The sequence below is a fragment of the Sphingopyxis sp. genome (genome assembly GCF_035998905.1).
Lineage (GTDB): Bacteria > Pseudomonadota > Alphaproteobacteria > Sphingomonadales > Sphingomonadaceae > Sphingopyxis.
On the sequence record NZ_DASYHG010000010.1, the window covers coordinates 23,026 to 39,117 of the forward strand.

The window sequence follows — 16,092 nt, forward strand, 5'->3', positions numbered from 1 at the left end:
GTGCGCCTGACCGACTGCCACAATATCGACGACTTCCGCGCGCTCGCGAAGCGCCGCCTGCCTTGGCCGGTGTTCGACTATATCGACGGAGCCGCCGATGACGAGGTCACGCGCCGCCGCAACCGCGCGGCGTTCGACGACTGCGACCTGATCCCGCGCGTGCTCGCCGGGGTCGAAAGCGTCGACATGAAGACGACGCTCTTCGGCCGCGAGATCGCGATGCCGCTCTTCCTCTCGCCGACCGCGCTCCAACGCCTCTTCCACTGGCAGGGTGAGCGCGCGGTGCTCCGCGCCGCCGCGAACGCGGGCACTGTCGCGGGCATATCGAGCCTCGCGACGATCAGCCTCGCCGAGGCGGGCGCGCTGACGGGCGCCCCCAAGCTGTTCCAGCTCTATGTCCACCACGACGAGGGACTCAATCAGGCGATGCTCGACGCCGCGCGCGACGCGAAGTTCGACGCCGTCGCGCTCACCGTCGACACAATTGTCGGCGGCAATCGCGAGCGCTGCCTCCGCTCGGGTTTCACCTCGCCGCCGCGCTTCACCGCGTCGAACATGCTGAGCTACGCCGCGAAGCCCGGCTGGGGGCTCAACTATGTGCTCCGCGAAAAATTCAGCCTGCCCAATCTCGCGACGCATGTCTCCGAAGGGTCGAGCGTCCCCAAATCGGTCGCCGAATATTTCACCTCGATGCTCGACCAGAGCCTCGACTGGAAGCGCGCCGAGGCGATCCGCAAGAAATGGGACGGCCCCTTCTGCCTGAAGGGCATCGTCGCGGTCGAGGATGCGAAGCGCGCCGCCGACATCGGCGCGACCGCGATCATGGTGTCGAACCATGGCGGGCGCCAGCTCGACGGCAGCATCTCCCCCTTCGACGCGCTCGCCGACATCGTCGACGCGGTCGGCGACAGGGTCGAGGTGATCTGCGACGGCGGCATCACGCGCGGCACGCATGTGCTCAAAGCGCTGTCGGTCGGCGCCAAGGCCTGCTCGGGCGGCCGCCTCTATCTCTACGCGCTCGCCGCGGCGGGCGAGGATGGCGTCGCACGTGCGATAGCTTTGCTCCGCGCCGAGATGGAGCGCGGCATGAAATTGATGGGGGCCAAGACCCTCGCGAATCTCGGCCCCCATAATTTGCGCTGGCGGTAACACGCGCCCAAAAAGCCGTGTGCCCCCGCGAAGGCGGGGGCCCATCACCTGCGGGTGCGATTTCGAGCCGACCGGAGATGGGTCCCCGCCTTCGCGGGGACACACCTGCTTTGTTATGCGGCCACCGCCACCTCATCCTTCTTGCCGATCCCGCCCCAGTCGATGTTGCGCGTCATGTACATCACCCCGGCGAGGGCGAAGAACATCAGCACCGACCCGATGAGCAGCGCATAGGCTTCAAGGTTGAGCAGCGTGTAGAGCAAGGCGTACAGCCCGATCAGCATCGCCGCGAGGAAGCGCGCGCGCTTCCAGCTCTTCAGCACCGCCGCGCTGTAGAAGGTGAGCAGGCCGATGATCGCCGCCGATGCGACCATATAGGCGGGCATGAACCGATCACCTCGGCGAACGCGAGCAACAGCACGAAGAACAGCACCAGCGCGATGCCGGTCAGCAGATATTCGGCCGGTGCCACGCGTGCGCCCGCGATGATGTCGAACATCAGGAAGGCGACGAAGGTGAAGCCGATGAACAGGAAGCCATATTTGATACTGCGATCCACCTGGCTGTAAAGGTCGACGGGCTCGATCAGGCTGATCGCGACCGCCTTTGCGGTGCCGCCCGACGCCTCGCCCGTGCTGCCGTCGGCCGCCGCCGCGACCTCGACAGCCACGTCGGCATAAGCGTCGCGCCGGCCATAGTTGGTCGCGACCGGCGGCGACAGGTCGCCGGTGAGCACCTGCGCCTGCCCCAATGCGAGGTTCGGGATCGCATAGGTCGCGGTGAAGCCGCTGCCCTTGACCTCGCGCTTTGCGGGCAGGAAATCGCCGCCGAAGCTCGGGTTCGGCCAGCTCGACTTCACCGTCCAGCGCGTATCGACCCCGCGCGGGATCAGCTTGAAGTCGCCGAGTCCGCGCACGCCGATCCTGTAATCGACCTTCATCGGCGCAGCAGCGCTCCAGTCGACGAAGGCGAAGGTGCCCGAATTGCCCGTCGAGAGCAGGCCCTTGCCCGGCTGGAGCGCGAGCGGCGTGCCGTCGACCGACAGGCTGTTGCCGTCGACCAGCCCGCGCGCGTCGCTGATGCCGAGCCGCACTTCGGCGCGGTCGAGCATCAGCGCCTCGCGCGTCACGCCATAGCGCGCGATATCGGCGGGCAGCACGAACTCGGCGCTCCCCGCGATCTGGCTTTCATAGACGACGGTCTCATAGATCGCCTTCTTCCGCTTTTCGGGCTTGATGACGACATCGGCGCGGTTCGATTGCGGCGAGAGATAGAGGTTGCGGATCGTGTTCACCGTCCGCGTGACATCCTTGCCATTTTCCTGCACCGTCGTCGTTTCGGTGGCGCGGTAGGGGATGACGATCACGGGTCCGCCGATCGTCTGTTGCCCGCCCCAGCCCTGCCCGATCGACGCCTGCGCGGTTTCAGCCTGCTGCTGGCGGTCCCAGAGCAGGCCATAGATCATCAACAGGGGAACCATCAGCGCGACCGCGATCAGCACCGCGATGACCAGCTTGACGCCGGGACTTCGCTCGCCGCGAGCGGGCGGGACGGGAGGAACGGAAACGCTTTGAGAGGCCTCGGTCATGGGGGATCAAACTCCGCTGCTTCAACTCGTCGATGAAATTGCACGCTTCACCGATACGGTCAAGCGCGTTGCGGCGAAGCGTCATCGCGCCGCTTTTGCGCGCGAAAAAGGGGGCGGCCTCCCCCGAAGCCGCCCCCTTAGCGCGTGGTCGCTGACCCGCTAGGCGATCAGAAAGATGCGCCCAGCGTAAAGACCACGGTTGGATCGTAAAGCGTGTCGAGCGCCTTGATGCCCGATTTTTTGACGTCGGTATCGATATATTGCGCCGAGAAGGTCAGTGGGCCGGCGGCGAAGGACGCGCCGAGCGACCAGTCGACATATTTGCCGTCGGGCGACACGAGGCCGAGCGAACCGTCGTTATAGCCGATCCCCGCCGTCAGCGTGACGGGCGTGTTGGGAATGCCGAAGCCGGCACCGAGGTTCAGGTAGATATTGTCGTCGTCGCCAAGCGAATTCTGCTTCGGCGCATAGGCGACCATGCCGGTGATCGAGACCGGGCCGATGTCGTGCGACAGCTTGCCGATGCCTTCGAAATAGTCGGTCGGGGCGCCGCCATCCTCGCTGCCGGGGTAGGTATAATAGGTGACGCCGATGTCGACCGTCGTACCCGAGGCGATTTCGGTCGCGAAACCGCCATAAATGTCGAGTTCGAACTTGCCATAGGCGGGGCTGTCGGGAAGCGTCGAGCCCCAGACGCCGGCATAGAGGCCGCTTTCGTGGCTGACGGTCAGCGTCGGCTGCACGGCGACCTTTTCGTTCGACAGCGAAATGCCGCGGAAGCGATAGTCCGACGTAACCGCGATGCCGCCCGAAAGCGTGAACGGGCCGCTGGGTGCTTCTTCTTCCTGGGCGAAGGCGGGCGTCGACATGGCCGACGCGGCGAGCAGCATGCCGAAGCAGGCTTTGGTAAGAAACTTCATGGGTGATCCCCCTAATCGAAAAAACGGATCGTCCCGGCCTGCCGTGCGCGTCCACGCCTCTTCGTACGGGCTTGTGACGACGAACGCGTTCGAAGTTGCCGATTTTGTTGCGATGCACAAACGAAAATTGCGCCAGATGTCGAATCAGCGTCAGACTGTGTCTTTCGCGCAACAGCCGCAATGGCGCATCGCGGGCTTTGCCAAGCCGCCACCGGGCGGCTAAAGAGCAGGCTTATCTCCCTTTCTTATCGAGCCCGCACCATGAGCGATCATAACCCCGGCCTGCGCCCCTGGCGCGACATCGCGCGCCGCGAATGCCGCCAGATCATGGTCGGCAATGTCCCCGTTGGCGGCGGCGCGCCGATCAGCGTGCAGACGATGACCAACACGCTGACCAGCGACCCGGTCGCGACGATCGACCAGATCCGCCGCTGCGAGGAAGCCGGCGCCGACCTGATCCGCGTCTCGTGCCCCGACACCGATTCGACCGCGGCGCTGGGCCAGATCGTCCGCGCGTCGCGCATCCCGATCATCGCCGACATCCACTTCCACTATAAGCGCGCGCTCGAAGCCGCCGACGCCGGCGCCGCGTGCCTGCGCATCAACCCCGGCAACATCGGCTCGTCGGAGCGCGTCGGCGAGGTCGTCCGCGCCGCGAAGGCCAACGGCTGCGCGATCCGCATCGGGGTCAACGCCGGCAGCCTCGAGAAGGACCTGCTCGAAAAATATGGCGAGCCCTGCCCCGAGGCGCTCGTCGAAAGCGCGCTCGACCATATCAAGTTGCTCCAGGATCACGACTTCCACGAATATAAGGTCGCGGTGAAGGCGAGCGACGTCTTCCTCGCGGTCGCCGCCTATGCGCAGCTCGCCGACGCGGTCGACTGCCCGCTCCACCTCGGCATCACCGAAGCCGGCGGACTGATCGGCGGCACGGTGAAGTCGGCCCTCGGCATCGGCAACCTCCTCTGGGCGGGCATCGGCGACACGATCCGCGTCAGCCTGTCGGCCGAACCCGAAGAGGAAGTGCGGGTCGGCTATGAAATCCTGAAATCGCTCGGCCTGCGCACCCGCGGCGTCCGCGTCGTCTCCTGCCCCAGCTGCGCACGGCAGGGCTTCGACGTCATCCGCACCGTGCAGGCACTCGAGGATGCGCTCAGCCACATCAAGACCCCGATGTCGCTCTCGGTATTGGGCTGCGTGGTCAACGGCCCCGGTGAGGCGCGCGAAACCGACATCGGCATCACCGGCGGCGGCAACGGCAAGCATATGGTCTTCCTGTCGGGGGTTACCGACCATCATGTCGAGGACGCCGACATGATCCAGCACATCGTCAAGCTCGTTGAAGCGAAGGCGGCCGAGATCGACGCGGGCAGCGCGGTGAGCATGGACAGCCTGCACGGCAAGGCGGCGTGACGATCAAAAGCGGGATCGTCGGGATTGGCGAGGCCACGCCTGCATGAGTGTTGCGGTTTCGGCGGGGCGCTGGCTGGTTGACCTGCTCAAGGGCATTCCCGGCACCTATGTCGACGCCCTCCGCCTGATCCGCTCCGCCTGGTGGATTCCGCTGATCGCGGCGCTGCCCGAGATGGTCCAGCATATCGTCGAGATCCAGATCGGCATGTTCGCCAGCATGACGGCCTTCAAGGCGCATTCGATGGACCTCGCGCGCTTGATCCCCGGCGGCTTCAAGGTCGCCGGGATGTGGCTGACGATATTCGTCGCGGCCGTATACGCCTTTCGCCAAGCCAATCCCGCTGCGGCATCAAGACCCTTGTGGGGGCGGCTGCTCGTCGCATTCCTGATCAATCTTGTCGTCGCATTGCTGGCATGGCCGCTCGACAAGCTCTTGTCCGAAGCCGCATTCGACGTCGCCTACGTCCTGCTCACGCTGCTGTCGCTGCCCCTTCTCGTCTATTTCTTCGGCGCGCTGTTTGCCGATGCGGGTATGACGCTGAAACATGGCTTCGTGCGCGGATGGCCACGGATCATCCCTATGTTCCTGTTCGCAGCGATCGTCTTCCTGCCAATCAGTCCCGTCCACCGGCTCAATCATGATTGGGCCATCGGGGCCGAGCCGCTGCGCATATGGCTGCTGATGATCTGGGATTCGGCGCTGATCGGCCTGATGGCGACCGGCATGGGCGTCGGACTTGCGCGCGGATATGGGGCGCCCGTGCCCCGCTGACCGGCGCTTTTACATCCCGGCCGGCAACGGCTAGCGTCGCGCGATACGCCACCGCCGGGGGATTGACCGATGCCTGCAAAACATGATGCGCTCGACCGCCTCGTCCAGCTCCTGCTGTTGATCGCCGCCGTCACGACGATCGCCAACGGCGCCTTCATGCTGGTGAAGCCGCTCGACTGGTATGTGTTCGTCCCGACCGTCGTCACCACCGGCCCGCCCAACGCGCATTTCATCCGCGACATTGGCCTCGCTTACATCGGGTCGGGCCTCATCCTCCTTTATGCCGCCGCGGACCCCGTTCGCCGCTGGCGCGCCGCGATCGTCGGCGGGCTCTGGCTGACCTTCCACGGGCTGCTCCATATCTATGAAGTCGCAGCGGGCATCTGCGGTCCCGCGACCTTCTGGGCCGACGCCCCCGCGGTGCTCGGCCAACCCGCGCTCGTGATCGCCGCGCTCGCACTATTGAAGGCGCGAAAGCGGATTTGACAGCCGCGGCGGCACGCGACAGGAGACGGCATGACTCTCGCCATCCGCTCCGCCACGCCCGCCGACCTGCCGCTGATCGCGCAGTTCATCCGCGACCTCGCCGACTATGAAAAGCTCGCGCACGAGGTCCGCTTCGACGAGGCGAAGCTCGGCGAGAAGCTGTTCGGCGCCCGCCCCTATGCCGAAGTGGTGATCGGCGAGCTGGACGGGGCACCGCAGGGCTTCGCGCTCTTCTTCCACAATTTCTCGACCTTCGAGGGGCGTCCCGGCATCTATCTCGAAGACCTTTTCGTGCGCCCCGAAGCGCGCGGATCAGGGCTCGGCAAGGCGCTGCTCAGCCACCTCGCGGCGCTCTGCACCGAACGCGACTGCGCGCGGCTCGAATGGAGCGTGCTCGACTGGAACGCCCCCGCCATTGGCTTCTACCAAAGCCTCGGCGCGAGGCTGATGGACGAATGGACGGTGATGCGCGTCGACGGCGACGCGCTCACCAGTCTCGCCGCTTCCTAGAATCTCGTCACCCCGTTGATCCGGGGTCCAAGCCGCGCTGGCGGGATGGATGCCGGATCAAGTCCGGCATGACGAGAGTGGAATAGCGTTAGGCTAGCCCGCAGGCTTCGCCCCGCGCGGTTTACGCCGTTCCATCGGCCAGCTCGGCATATGCGCGTCGGACAGCGTCTTCGCTTCGGCCGGTGCCACACCGAGTTCGGTCAATGCGCGGACCAGCGCGTCGGCGGGCGCCACGGCGATGTCGGGCTGCACCCCGTCGCCTTCCCAATCCTTGCCCGTCGCGGGGTCATAGGTGCGGCCGACGGGAATGAAGGCGCCATAACCGCCACCGAGATCCTCACCAGTGCCGAAATGATTGGCGCCCGCAGTCGGCGCGCCGAACAGCGTGCCGCGACCCGTATGCTTCATCGCGAGCGCGAAATGCTCGGCCGCCGACGCGCTCGCGCCCGATGTCAGCACATAGACCTTTGCATCGCGCAGCCGCGCGTCGGCATTCGGCGTCGCCCAATGCTCGCGCGTCACCATGCCGGCGTCACCGTTCACGACGCGCATCGAGGGTAAGCCATCGATCGGCGAACCACCGCGTGCATCGACCGAGGCGCGCGTCGCCATCGTCACCAGCCGCGTCGGCTCGGCGAACAACCACGGAAAGATGACATCCATCTGGTCGAGCCCGCCGCCGTTGTGCGTCCGGATATCGAAGATGATCGCCTTCGCATCGGCATGGTCGGCCATGAATTTCGCGGCTGCCGACGTCACGGCAGCGTCCTGCGGAAAAAGATTGAAGCGGACGAAGGCTATTCCCGGCGCGATCCACTCCGCCTGTTCGACCGGCACCTTCGGCGGACGGCGGACCGGCGCAGCGCCGCCCGGCGGCGCGACACCCGGCGCCGCCGCCGCGTCGGGCGTACGCAGGCGCAAATGGCCATCGGGCGACACGGCATGGACATCGCGGTCGATCGCCTGCCCCAGCGCCTCGCCGGTCAGCGTCGCATAGCGGCCCGCCGCGATCCCCGCGCGGATCGCCGCCGCATATTTCCTGCCGGTTTCGGGATAGACATAGTCGCGTTCGAGCAGTGCGGCATATTTTTCGGCGACCGCGTCGCCCTTCGCTTCGTCGGCGGCAAGCGCGGCTGGCGCTCCGATCAACGGAGCGGCAATTATCGTGGCGGCCATCAGCACGCCGGGCAAGAGGCGTAGGGAAATTGTCATTTTCATCTCCAATCCAACCCCGGATTGGCCATGGTGTATCACATAGGCAATACAGAACAACTACATTTGTAGTCGCCTCATCACGGCTGCGGTCTTTTGCGGGCCAGAAACAGCAGGACGATACCGAAGATCGACAAAAGCACGCCATTGCGCGTCCAGACCGTATCGCCGAGCATGAAGCTGCTCGCCGGCCAGCGTATGATGTCGAGCCCTTGCAGCGCCCACAACCCGCCGACGAGGATCGCCGCGACGCCGACGATTGTCAGCATTCCCCTTAAAGCCCCCATGACGCTCTCCTCTATTGGCGCTGCAGTCCGATCAGCGGTCGCAGCCAGCCGATGTTGCGCCCGATCCAGTAGAAAAGCCAGCAGCCGAGCATCGTCGCGGCGAGCAGGACAAGGAAGGAGGGCAGCGCCGCAACGCCGGCCTGAAGCAGGTACCAGCCGACGACGACGATGATCGTCTGGTGGATGATGTAAAAGGGAAACACCGCCTCGGCGAGCGTCGCGCGCGAGCGATGATCGCGGTTCCAATAATGATCGGCGATCCCGACCAGCGCGACGATCGTCGCCCAGCCCTGCACCAGATGCGCGATATTGAACGGCAGCTTGCCCCATTCGGCGGGCTGCGCGCCCGTCAGCCAGAGGCACAATATCCGCGCGACCACCCCGAACGCGACGACCGCGATGGCCAGCGCGACGCGCCACCAGCGCGCCACCGCGCCGAACAGCTGCGGTCGCACACGAAGCAACCAGCCGACAAAGAAGGGGATCAGATAGTGAAGGTGCGACGGCCCGTCGTCGAACAGCGCATGCGTCTCGTCATGACCCGGAAAGGCGGCATAGATGAGCAGCCACGCCGCGAGCGGCCAGGCGAGCAGCCCCGCGCCGCCGAGCCACCGCGCCGCGCCATCGGCAATCCGCATCCGCATCGCGCCCGGCACGACCACCAGCAAGGCCGCGGCGAGCATCGTATAGACCCACAGATAGACGACGAACCACAGATGTTGCCATGTCGGCAGCACAATCCCGTCCAGCGTCCCGAAGCGGAAATAGTCGCTGGTCCAGAAGGCGCCGAGGCTCTTTCCATAGCCATGCTGCGTCACCAGCTCGATCCACGGCTGCGGCGGGATGATGAGGATGATACCAAAGACGAGCGGGATCAGCAGCCGCGCGCTGCGCGAGCGGGCAAAGGCGCCGCTGCCACCCAGTTTCGCGAACAGCGCCGCGCTCGCATAGCCCGACACGAGGAACAGCAGCGCGAGCCGCCAGCTGTTCGTCGCGAGCATCGGCAGCTGCACCCAATCGAGCGGCGCGGCGATCTTCACATGCCAGCCCCACGGCACGAAATACATGCCGATATGATAGAGGATCAGCAGCCCGAACGCCCCGATCCGCAGCCAGTCCATGCCAAGATGGCGTACGCCGGTCATACCGGTTTCCTTCCCCACTTTCGTCGTCCCGGACTTGATCCGGGATCCATATACCATCGCGCAAATGGATCCCGGATCAAGTCCGGGATGACGATGGGGGATAGGCTATTTCAGCACCCGCCACGCCAGATCGGCAAACTCGCACAGCAAAGGCCGCGTATCCCTCGGGTCGATGATATCCTCGACCCCATATTTCTCCGCCGTCCGGAACGGCGAGCGCACGCGGTTCAATCGCTCGCGGATCGCCTCCAGATGCGCGACCGGGTCCTCGGCCGCCTCCAGCTCGCTCTTGTACGCGACCTCGACCCCGCCCTCGATCGGCAGGCTGCCCCAGTCGCCCGACGGCCAGGCGAAACGATACTGGAACCGCTCGGCGTTCGACATCGCGCTTCCCGCGATCCCGTACGCGCGCCGCACCACGACCGACGCGAGCGGCACCGTCGCGCGGTAGATCGCGTTCATCGCCTGCACCCCGTAACGGATCGTCCCCGTCCGCTCGGCCTCGCCGCCGATCATGAAGCCCGGATTGTCGACGAGGTGGACGATCGGCAGCCGGAACTGGTCGGCGAGCTTCACGAAGCGCTCGGCCTTCTCGCTCGTCTTCGCGTCCCACGATCCGCCGAGGTACGACGGATCGCTCGCGAGCACCGCGACCGGATAGCCGTCGAGCCGCGCGAAGGCCGTGATCACCGCCCGCCCCCAGCGCGCGCCCATCTCGAAAAAGCTGCCCTGATCGAACACCGCATTCGCGATGCGCCGCATCGAATAGACCTGCTTCGCCTCCCGCGGGACGACCGACAGCAGGCTTTCGTCACGACGACCCACCGGATCGCTGCATTCGGTGCGCAAGGCCCGGTCGTGGATCGACGACGGCAGGTACGACAAAAAGCGCCGCGCCGCCGCAAAGGCTTCGGCCTCGGATCCGACCTCGTCGTCGACGACGCCGTTACGTGTGTGCACATCGACCCCGCCCAGTTCCTCGCGATCGAGCGTGTCACCGATCGCCGCCGCGACCGCCGGCCCCGCCGCGAACAGCTGCGACAATCCGCGCACCATCACGCTGTAATGGCTCGCCACCACCCGCGCCGCGCCGAGTCCCGCGGTCGGCCCCAATGCCAGCGCGACCACCGGCACCGTGTCGAGATTGGCGATGATCTCGTCCCAGCCGGGCACGTGCGGGATATAGGTATAGCCCATATCCTCCAGCGTCTTGACCGACCCGCCGCCGCCGGTGCCGTCGATCATGCGGATCAGCGGCAGGCGATATTCATGCGCCATCGCCTCGCACTGGACGAACTTGCGGTGCAGCGCCGCATCGGCGGCGCCGCCGCGCACCGTGAAATCGTCGGCGGAGGCGACAACCGGCCGCCCGTCCACATTCGCGCGCCCGAAAATGAAATTGCTCGCAGCCAAATCTTCGAGTTCACCGTCGGCGCCATAGCGCCCACGCCCCGCGATCTTGCCGATCTCGCGAAAGCTGCCCGGATCGACGATCCCCGCAAGCCGCGCCCGCGCGTCCATCTTGCCGCGACCATGCTGGCGCGCGACCTTTTCTTCGCCGCCCATCTTCTCGGCCATCGCGCGGCGTTGGCCGAGTTCGTCGATCTCTTTTTTCCAGCTCATGCGGCGAAGGCTATCTTACGTTGACGGAAACGTCATGCAAAACCTATCGTCGCCAGATGATGCGCCCGATCGCCCTTGCCTTCACCGCCGCGCTGATCGCGATGGCGCCCCCCGCCGCCGCCGAAACACGCACCCTCCCGGGCGTCGAGGATGCGTATAAGAGCGATGCCTTCGTCGCCGATCCGATGCCCGCGATCGACGCCGCGCTGGCGCGCGCGAAACAGTCGGGCAAGCCCGTCCTGCTCGTGATGGGCACCGGCGGCTGCCACGACAGCGCCTGGCTCGCGAACCTCATCGCCACCGATCGCTTCGCCCCCGTCCGCGCGCGCTACGAAATCGTCTACGCCGACATCGGCATGCCGCACATCCGCGGCCTCGGCCGCAATCCAGAGGTAGCGAAGCGCTTCCGGTTCAGGATCAGGGGTACGCCGACCGTCGCGGTCCTCGACGCGAACGGCACCGTGCTCAACCGCAAGGCCGCTCCCAAATGGCGCAACGCCGCGAGCCGCAGCGACGACGACATCTATAATGAACTGATGGATTAGGGAGAGACACATGGCCGACGGGATTCTTGCGGGGCGCGTCGCGCTCGTCACCGGCGCCTCGCGCGGAATCGGCCGCGGCATCGCGATCGGCCTCGCCGAAGCGGGCGCCGACGTCGCGGTCAATTACACGCGCGGCGAGGACGCCGCCGCCGAAACTGTCGCCGCGATCGAGGCGCTCGGCCGCAAGGCGAAAGCCTATCAGGCCTCGGTCACCGACGAAGCCGCCTGCGCCGCAATGGTCGCCGCAGTCGAGGCCGATTTCGGTCCGATGTCGATCCTCGTCAATAACGCCGGCATCGCGAGCCGCGGGCAATCGGTCGCCGACACCAGCCCCGAAGAGGTCGACAAGCTCTTCGCCGTCCATGCCGCCGGCCCGCACCGTCTCAGCCGCCTCGCGCTACCGCAGCTGCGCACGCACAAGCGCAGCGACATCATCGTCATCTCGAGCATCGCCACCTACACCCACTCGCCGAACGGCGCGCCCTACACGATGGCGAAAGCGGCGGGCGAAGCCCTCGCCTACGCTCTCGCCAAGGAGGAACTCGCGAACGGCGTCCGCGTCAATATCGTCGCCCCCGCGCTTACCGTCAGCGACATGGGCGAAAAACTCTCGCGCGCGATCACGGGTAACGAGGATATCCACCACCTCGACACCAAAATGCCCTTCGGCCGCGTCGCCGTCCCCGCCGACGTCGCTGCAGCAGTGGTGTGGTTCGTCAGCGATGCGAACAGCTATTGTTCGGGCCAGAAACTCAACATCGACGGCGCGGGACAGGCGACCTTCCGCTAAGGCGCCTCCATGCGCCCCGATTCGCCCTCTCCCGTCATCCCCTTCCTGATCGCCTGCGCAGGGATCGCGACCTTTTCGGCGATGGACGTGCTGATGAAGGGGCTGTCGATCGACATCGGCGCCTACAACGCCGTGCTCTGGCGCACCGGGACCGGGACGATCTTCGCCGGGCTCCTCTGGTTCGCGAGCCGCCCGAAATGGCCCGACGGCCCGACGATGCGGATCCACGCCTGGCGATCGGTCTTCGTCGCGGGCATGGCGCTCTGCTTCTTCTGGGCGCTCGCACGCCTGCCGATGGCCGAGGCGATCGCGCTCGCTTTCGTCGCGCCGCTGATGGCGCTCTACATGGCGGCAATCTTCCTTGGCGAGAAGATCGGCCCGCGCTCGATCGCAGCGTCCGTGCTGGGGCTTGCGGGGGTGATCGTCATCGTCGCGGGCAAACTCGGCGGCAGCGACTATTCGGACGAGGCTTTGCTTGCGGTCGGCGCGGTCTTCCTGTCGGCGATCTTCTACGCCTACAACCTCATCCTCGCGCGGCGGCAGGCGAAGATGGCCGAGCCGATGGAGATCGCCTTCTTCCAGAATTTCTTCGTCGCAGCGATCCTCGCGCTTGGCGCGCCCTGGTTCCTCGCGGTGCCCGCCGCCAGCCATGCGCCGCACATCCTCGGCGCCGCCGTGCTGGCGACCACCTCGCTCCTCCTATTGAGTTGGGCCTATGCCCGCGCCGAGACGCAGATCCTCGCCACCACCGAATATACCGGCTTCCTCTGGGCGATGCTGTTCGGCTGGTATTTCTATGATGAGGCGGTGACACTGCCGACCATCGCGGGCGCGGTGCTGATCGTTGCCGCGTGCCTGATCGTCGCGCGCAAGGTGCCGCACAGCGATCCGGTCGAGCCCGCGGCCGCCTAAACCGCCGCCCTTGCCAGCCGGTCGTTGATCGCGGCACCCAACCCGTCCATCGGGATCGCCGCCACCGCGATCTTCGCCTTCGCGCTCGCGGCCCCGGCGTGAAGCGCGTCGAACAGGCGCGCCGCCGCCTCCGTCAGGTCGCCGCTCGCGCTCAAATCATAATCGCCCGCCACGTCGCCGAACCCGATCGCAAACTCATCGTCCGCGAAATCGACCGCCCCCAACCGCACCGGCTTGCCCGGCGCATAATGGCTCGCGAGCATTCCCGGCGCGACGATCTCCGATCCCTCGACGCCGGTCACCGACAGCCCGCTCGCCGCCGCCAGCAGCTCCGCCGTCACCGGCCCCGGCCGCAAGACCTCGACCGCGCCGTCCTTCACCCGCGCGATCGTCGATTCGACCCCCGCCGTCGTCGGCCCGTCGTCGATCACCAGCGCGATCCGCCCGTCGAGACTTCCAAGCACATGTTCGGCCTTCGTCGGGCTCACCCGCCCGCTCGCATTGGCGCTCGGCGCCGCGAGCGGCGCCCCGCTTTCCGCCAGCAACGCCTGCATCGCACGGTGGCCCGGCACCCGGATCGCGATCGTATCGAGCCCCGCCGTCGCGATACTCGCCACCGGGCAGTCGGGGGTGCGCGGCACGACCAAAGTCAGCGGCCCCGGCCAGAAGCGCGCAGCAAGCTGTCGCTCGACCGCACCGAACACGCCCAGCCGCCCGGCGGCGTCGAGGTCCGGCACATGCACGATCAGCGGATTGAAATCGGGCCGCCCTTTTGCGGCATAAATCCGCGCTACCGCCTGTGGATTGCGCGCATCGGCGGCGAGGCCATAGACCGTCTCGGTCGGCACCGCGACCGGCTGCCCTGCCGCGATCAGCGCCGCCGCCTCGGCGATAGCTGCGCTATCGAACGGACGTGCAATTGTGGACTTTGAGGCATCGGCCATGCCGCGCTATAGCGCCCGCGCAACGATATTCACCAGCAAAGTGCCCAGCCCATGACTTACACGCCGCCCACCACCGAACAGCTTTTCGTCCTCGACCACATCGCGCGCATTGATGCGATGGCCGTCCACGACAAATTCGCCGCCGCGACCCCCGACATGGTCGAGGCGATCGTCACCGGCATCGGCGAGTTCGCTGCCGACGTCTACGCCCCGCTCAACCGCGTCGGCGACGTCACCAATCCCAAATGGGACAATGGCAAGGTCACGATGCCCCCGGGCTTCAGGGATGCGTACAAACAGTTCGTCGAGGCGGGCTGGGGCAGCATCGACGGCCCCGGCGAATATGGCGGGCAGGACCTGCCCTTCACCCTCGCGGCGGTGGTGATCGAGGCGCTCGGCAGCGCGAACATGGGCTTCACCCTTTGCCCCATCCTGACCGCGGGCGCGATCCACGCGCTGATGGCTTATGGTACCGAGGAACAGCGGCAGACTTGGCTGCCGAAGCTGGTCAACGGCGAATGGAACGGCACGATGAACCTGACCGAGCCGTCGGCGGGCAGCGATGTCGGCGCGCTGCGCTCGACCGCCGAAAAGGTTACCGAAGGGCCGAACGCGGGCCTTTACAAGATCAAGGGACAAAAGATCTTCATCACCTTCGGCGAGCATGACCTCACCGACAATATCGTCCACCTCGTGCTCGCGCGCACGGCTGGCGCGCCCGAGGGAACGCGCGGCATCTCGCTCTTCCTCGTCCCCAAATATCGCCTCGACGACGCCGGCAATCCGACGATCTCGAACGGCGTCCATTGCGCCTCGATCGAGCATAAGCTCGGCATCCACGGTTCGCCGACCGCCGTCATGGTCTATGGCGAGGGCGAGGATTGCCTTGGCGAGATCGTCGGCGACGAGATGGGCGGCATGCGCGCGATGTTCGTGATGATGAACAACGCACGCCTGATGGTCGGTTGCCAGGGCGTCCAGATCGCCGAGCGCGCGACGCAGCAGGCGCAGCGCTATGCCGCCGAGCGCGTCCAGTCGGCGCTCGCGGGGTCGCCCGACCGCACGCCCGTCACGATCGACCAGCATCCCGACGTGCGCCGCATGCTGTGGCGGATGCGCGCGCAGACCGAGGCCGCGCGCGCGCTGACCTATTATGCCGCCGCGCAAATCGACTTCGGCAAATTGGGCGACGAAGCCGCCGCGATGCGCGCCGAGGTGCTGATTCCGCTGGTCAAGGCGCACGCTACCGACATCGGCTGCGAGGTCGCGAGCCTCGGCGTGCAGGTGCATGGCGGCATGGGCTTCATCGAGGAAACCGGCGCCGCGCAGCATTATCGCGACGCGCGCATCGCCCCGATCTACGAAGGCACCAACGGCATCCAGGCCGCCGACCTCGTCGGGCGCAAGCTCGGCATGGCGGGCGGCGACCTCGTCCGCGCGCTGGTCGACGATATTGCGGCGGGCTCGGCGGAATCCCCCGAACTGCAACGGCTGGTCGACGCGTGCCGCGCGGTCACCGACTGGATGGCGACGGCCAATACCGCCGATCGGCTCGCGGGCAGCTACCCCTATCTGACCATGCTCTCGACGGCGACATGCGGGTGGCTGATGGCGATCCAGCACAAGGCGGCGCGCGCCGGACTCGACGAAGGCAGCGGCGACCGCGCCTTCCTCGAAGCGAAGATCGCCTCGACGCGTTTCTACCTGCAGCAAATCGTCCCCGCGGCGACCGGCCTCGCCGCCTCGGCACTCGCGGGCGACGCAGCGCTGGAACCGCTGCCGGCAATCGCCTGAAA

16 protein-coding genes and 1 pseudogene are annotated in these 16,092 nt (G+C 66.5%); 10 read left to right on the forward strand and 7 right to left on the reverse strand.

What is annotated here, in order from left to right:
- Entirely contained in the window at nt 1–1,149 is a 1,149-nt protein-coding gene (locus VGN62_RS03960; protein WP_327451416.1) for an alpha-hydroxy acid oxidase, read from the forward strand.
- A gap of 113 nt (nt 1,150–1,262) precedes the next feature.
- Here VGN62_RS03960 and creD read toward each other — a convergent pair.
- Together creD and VGN62_RS03970 are read right to left on the reverse strand one after the other, a co-directional pair.
- A pseudogene (creD, locus tag VGN62_RS03965) lies at nt 1,263–2,737 on the reverse strand (cell envelope integrity protein CreD).
- A gap of 167 nt (nt 2,738–2,904) precedes the next feature.
- On the reverse strand, nt 2,905–3,657 hold the full coding sequence (locus tag VGN62_RS03970; protein ID WP_327451418.1) for a TorF family putative porin: 753 nt from the start codon (nt 3,655–3,657) through the stop codon (nt 2,905–2,907).
- Here VGN62_RS03970 and VGN62_RS03975 point away from each other — a divergent pair.
- The 5 genes from VGN62_RS03975 (at nt 3,656) to VGN62_RS03995 (ending at nt 6,838) form a co-directional block, all read left to right on the forward strand.
- A complete protein-coding gene (locus VGN62_RS03975; RefSeq protein WP_327451420.1) occupies nt 3,656–3,880 on the forward strand; it encodes a hypothetical protein in 225 nt (74 codons plus the stop codon). The two genes, VGN62_RS03970 and VGN62_RS03975, sit on opposite strands and share 2 nt — an antisense overlap.
- Before the next feature lie 38 nt (nt 3,881–3,918).
- The gene (gene ispG / locus VGN62_RS03980; protein WP_327451422.1) at nt 3,919–5,070 is read left to right on the forward strand and encodes a flavodoxin-dependent (E)-4-hydroxy-3-methylbut-2-enyl-diphosphate synthase; all 1,152 of its coding nucleotides are present in this window, start codon (nt 3,919–3,921) and stop codon (nt 5,068–5,070) included.
- Between the two features lie 43 nt (nt 5,071–5,113).
- Nucleotides 5,114–5,842, forward strand: a complete 729-nt coding sequence (locus VGN62_RS03985) for a hypothetical protein (RefSeq protein WP_327451424.1) — start codon at nt 5,114–5,116, stop codon at nt 5,840–5,842.
- A 69-nt stretch (nt 5,843–5,911) separates the two neighbouring features.
- Nucleotides 5,912–6,328 carry a hypothetical protein gene (locus VGN62_RS03990; protein ID WP_327451426.1) on the forward strand — a complete coding sequence of 139 codons (417 nt, stop codon included), beginning with the start codon at nt 5,912–5,914 and terminating at the stop codon, nt 6,326–6,328.
- Between the two features lie 30 nt (nt 6,329–6,358).
- Nucleotides 6,359–6,838 (forward strand): GNAT family N-acetyltransferase, encoded by a 480-nt coding sequence (locus tag VGN62_RS03995; protein ID WP_327451428.1) that lies wholly within the window; start codon nt 6,359–6,361, stop codon nt 6,836–6,838.
- 93 nt (nt 6,839–6,931) lie between these two features.
- Here the strand turns inward: VGN62_RS03995 and VGN62_RS04000 are convergent, their stop codons facing one another.
- From VGN62_RS04000 to VGN62_RS04015, 4 genes are all read right to left on the reverse strand, one after another.
- Nucleotides 6,932–8,050, reverse strand: coding sequence for a S41 family peptidase (locus VGN62_RS04000; RefSeq protein ID WP_327451430.1), 1,119 nt, complete (start codon nt 8,048–8,050; stop codon nt 6,932–6,934).
- An 80-nt stretch (nt 8,051–8,130) separates the two neighbouring features.
- The gene (locus VGN62_RS04005; protein WP_327451432.1) at nt 8,131–8,337 is read right to left on the reverse strand and encodes a hypothetical protein; all 207 of its coding nucleotides are present in this window, start codon (nt 8,335–8,337) and stop codon (nt 8,131–8,133) included.
- An 11-nt stretch (nt 8,338–8,348) separates the two neighbouring features.
- Nucleotides 8,349–9,482 (reverse strand): acyltransferase family protein, encoded by a 1,134-nt coding sequence (locus VGN62_RS04010; protein WP_327451434.1) that lies wholly within the window; start codon nt 9,480–9,482, stop codon nt 8,349–8,351.
- Between the two features lie 105 nt (nt 9,483–9,587).
- The gene (locus VGN62_RS04015) at nt 9,588–11,105 is read right to left on the reverse strand and encodes an acyl-CoA carboxylase subunit beta (protein ID WP_327451436.1); all 1,518 of its coding nucleotides are present in this window, start codon (nt 11,103–11,105) and stop codon (nt 9,588–9,590) included.
- 20 nt (nt 11,106–11,125) lie between these two features.
- On the opposite strand from VGN62_RS04015, the gene VGN62_RS04020 reads away from it, so the two are divergent.
- Genes VGN62_RS04020 through VGN62_RS04030 form a run of 3 tightly spaced genes read left to right on the forward strand, consistent with a single transcriptional unit; the run spans nt 11,126 to nt 13,352 of the window.
- On the forward strand, nt 11,126–11,650 hold the full coding sequence (locus VGN62_RS04020; protein ID WP_327451438.1) for a thioredoxin family protein: 525 nt from the start codon (nt 11,126–11,128) through the stop codon (nt 11,648–11,650).
- A 10-nt stretch (nt 11,651–11,660) separates the two neighbouring features.
- Nucleotides 11,661–12,440 (forward strand): SDR family NAD(P)-dependent oxidoreductase, encoded by a 780-nt coding sequence (locus VGN62_RS04025; RefSeq protein WP_327451440.1) that lies wholly within the window; start codon nt 11,661–11,663, stop codon nt 12,438–12,440.
- A 9-nt stretch (nt 12,441–12,449) separates the two neighbouring features.
- Nucleotides 12,450–13,352 (forward strand): DMT family transporter, encoded by a 903-nt coding sequence (locus VGN62_RS04030; RefSeq protein WP_327451442.1) that lies wholly within the window; start codon nt 12,450–12,452, stop codon nt 13,350–13,352.
- Here VGN62_RS04030 and VGN62_RS04035 read toward each other — a convergent pair.
- Nucleotides 13,349–14,296 (reverse strand): L-threonylcarbamoyladenylate synthase, encoded by a 948-nt coding sequence (locus VGN62_RS04035; protein WP_327451444.1) that lies wholly within the window; start codon nt 14,294–14,296, stop codon nt 13,349–13,351. The two genes, VGN62_RS04030 and VGN62_RS04035, sit on opposite strands and share 4 nt — an antisense overlap.
- A gap of 51 nt (nt 14,297–14,347) precedes the next feature.
- Between VGN62_RS04035 and VGN62_RS04040 the strand changes: the two genes are divergently transcribed.
- The gene (locus VGN62_RS04040; protein WP_327451446.1) at nt 14,348–16,090 is read left to right on the forward strand and encodes an acyl-CoA dehydrogenase; all 1,743 of its coding nucleotides are present in this window, start codon (nt 14,348–14,350) and stop codon (nt 16,088–16,090) included.
- Nucleotides 16,091–16,092 lie beyond the last annotated feature (2 nt).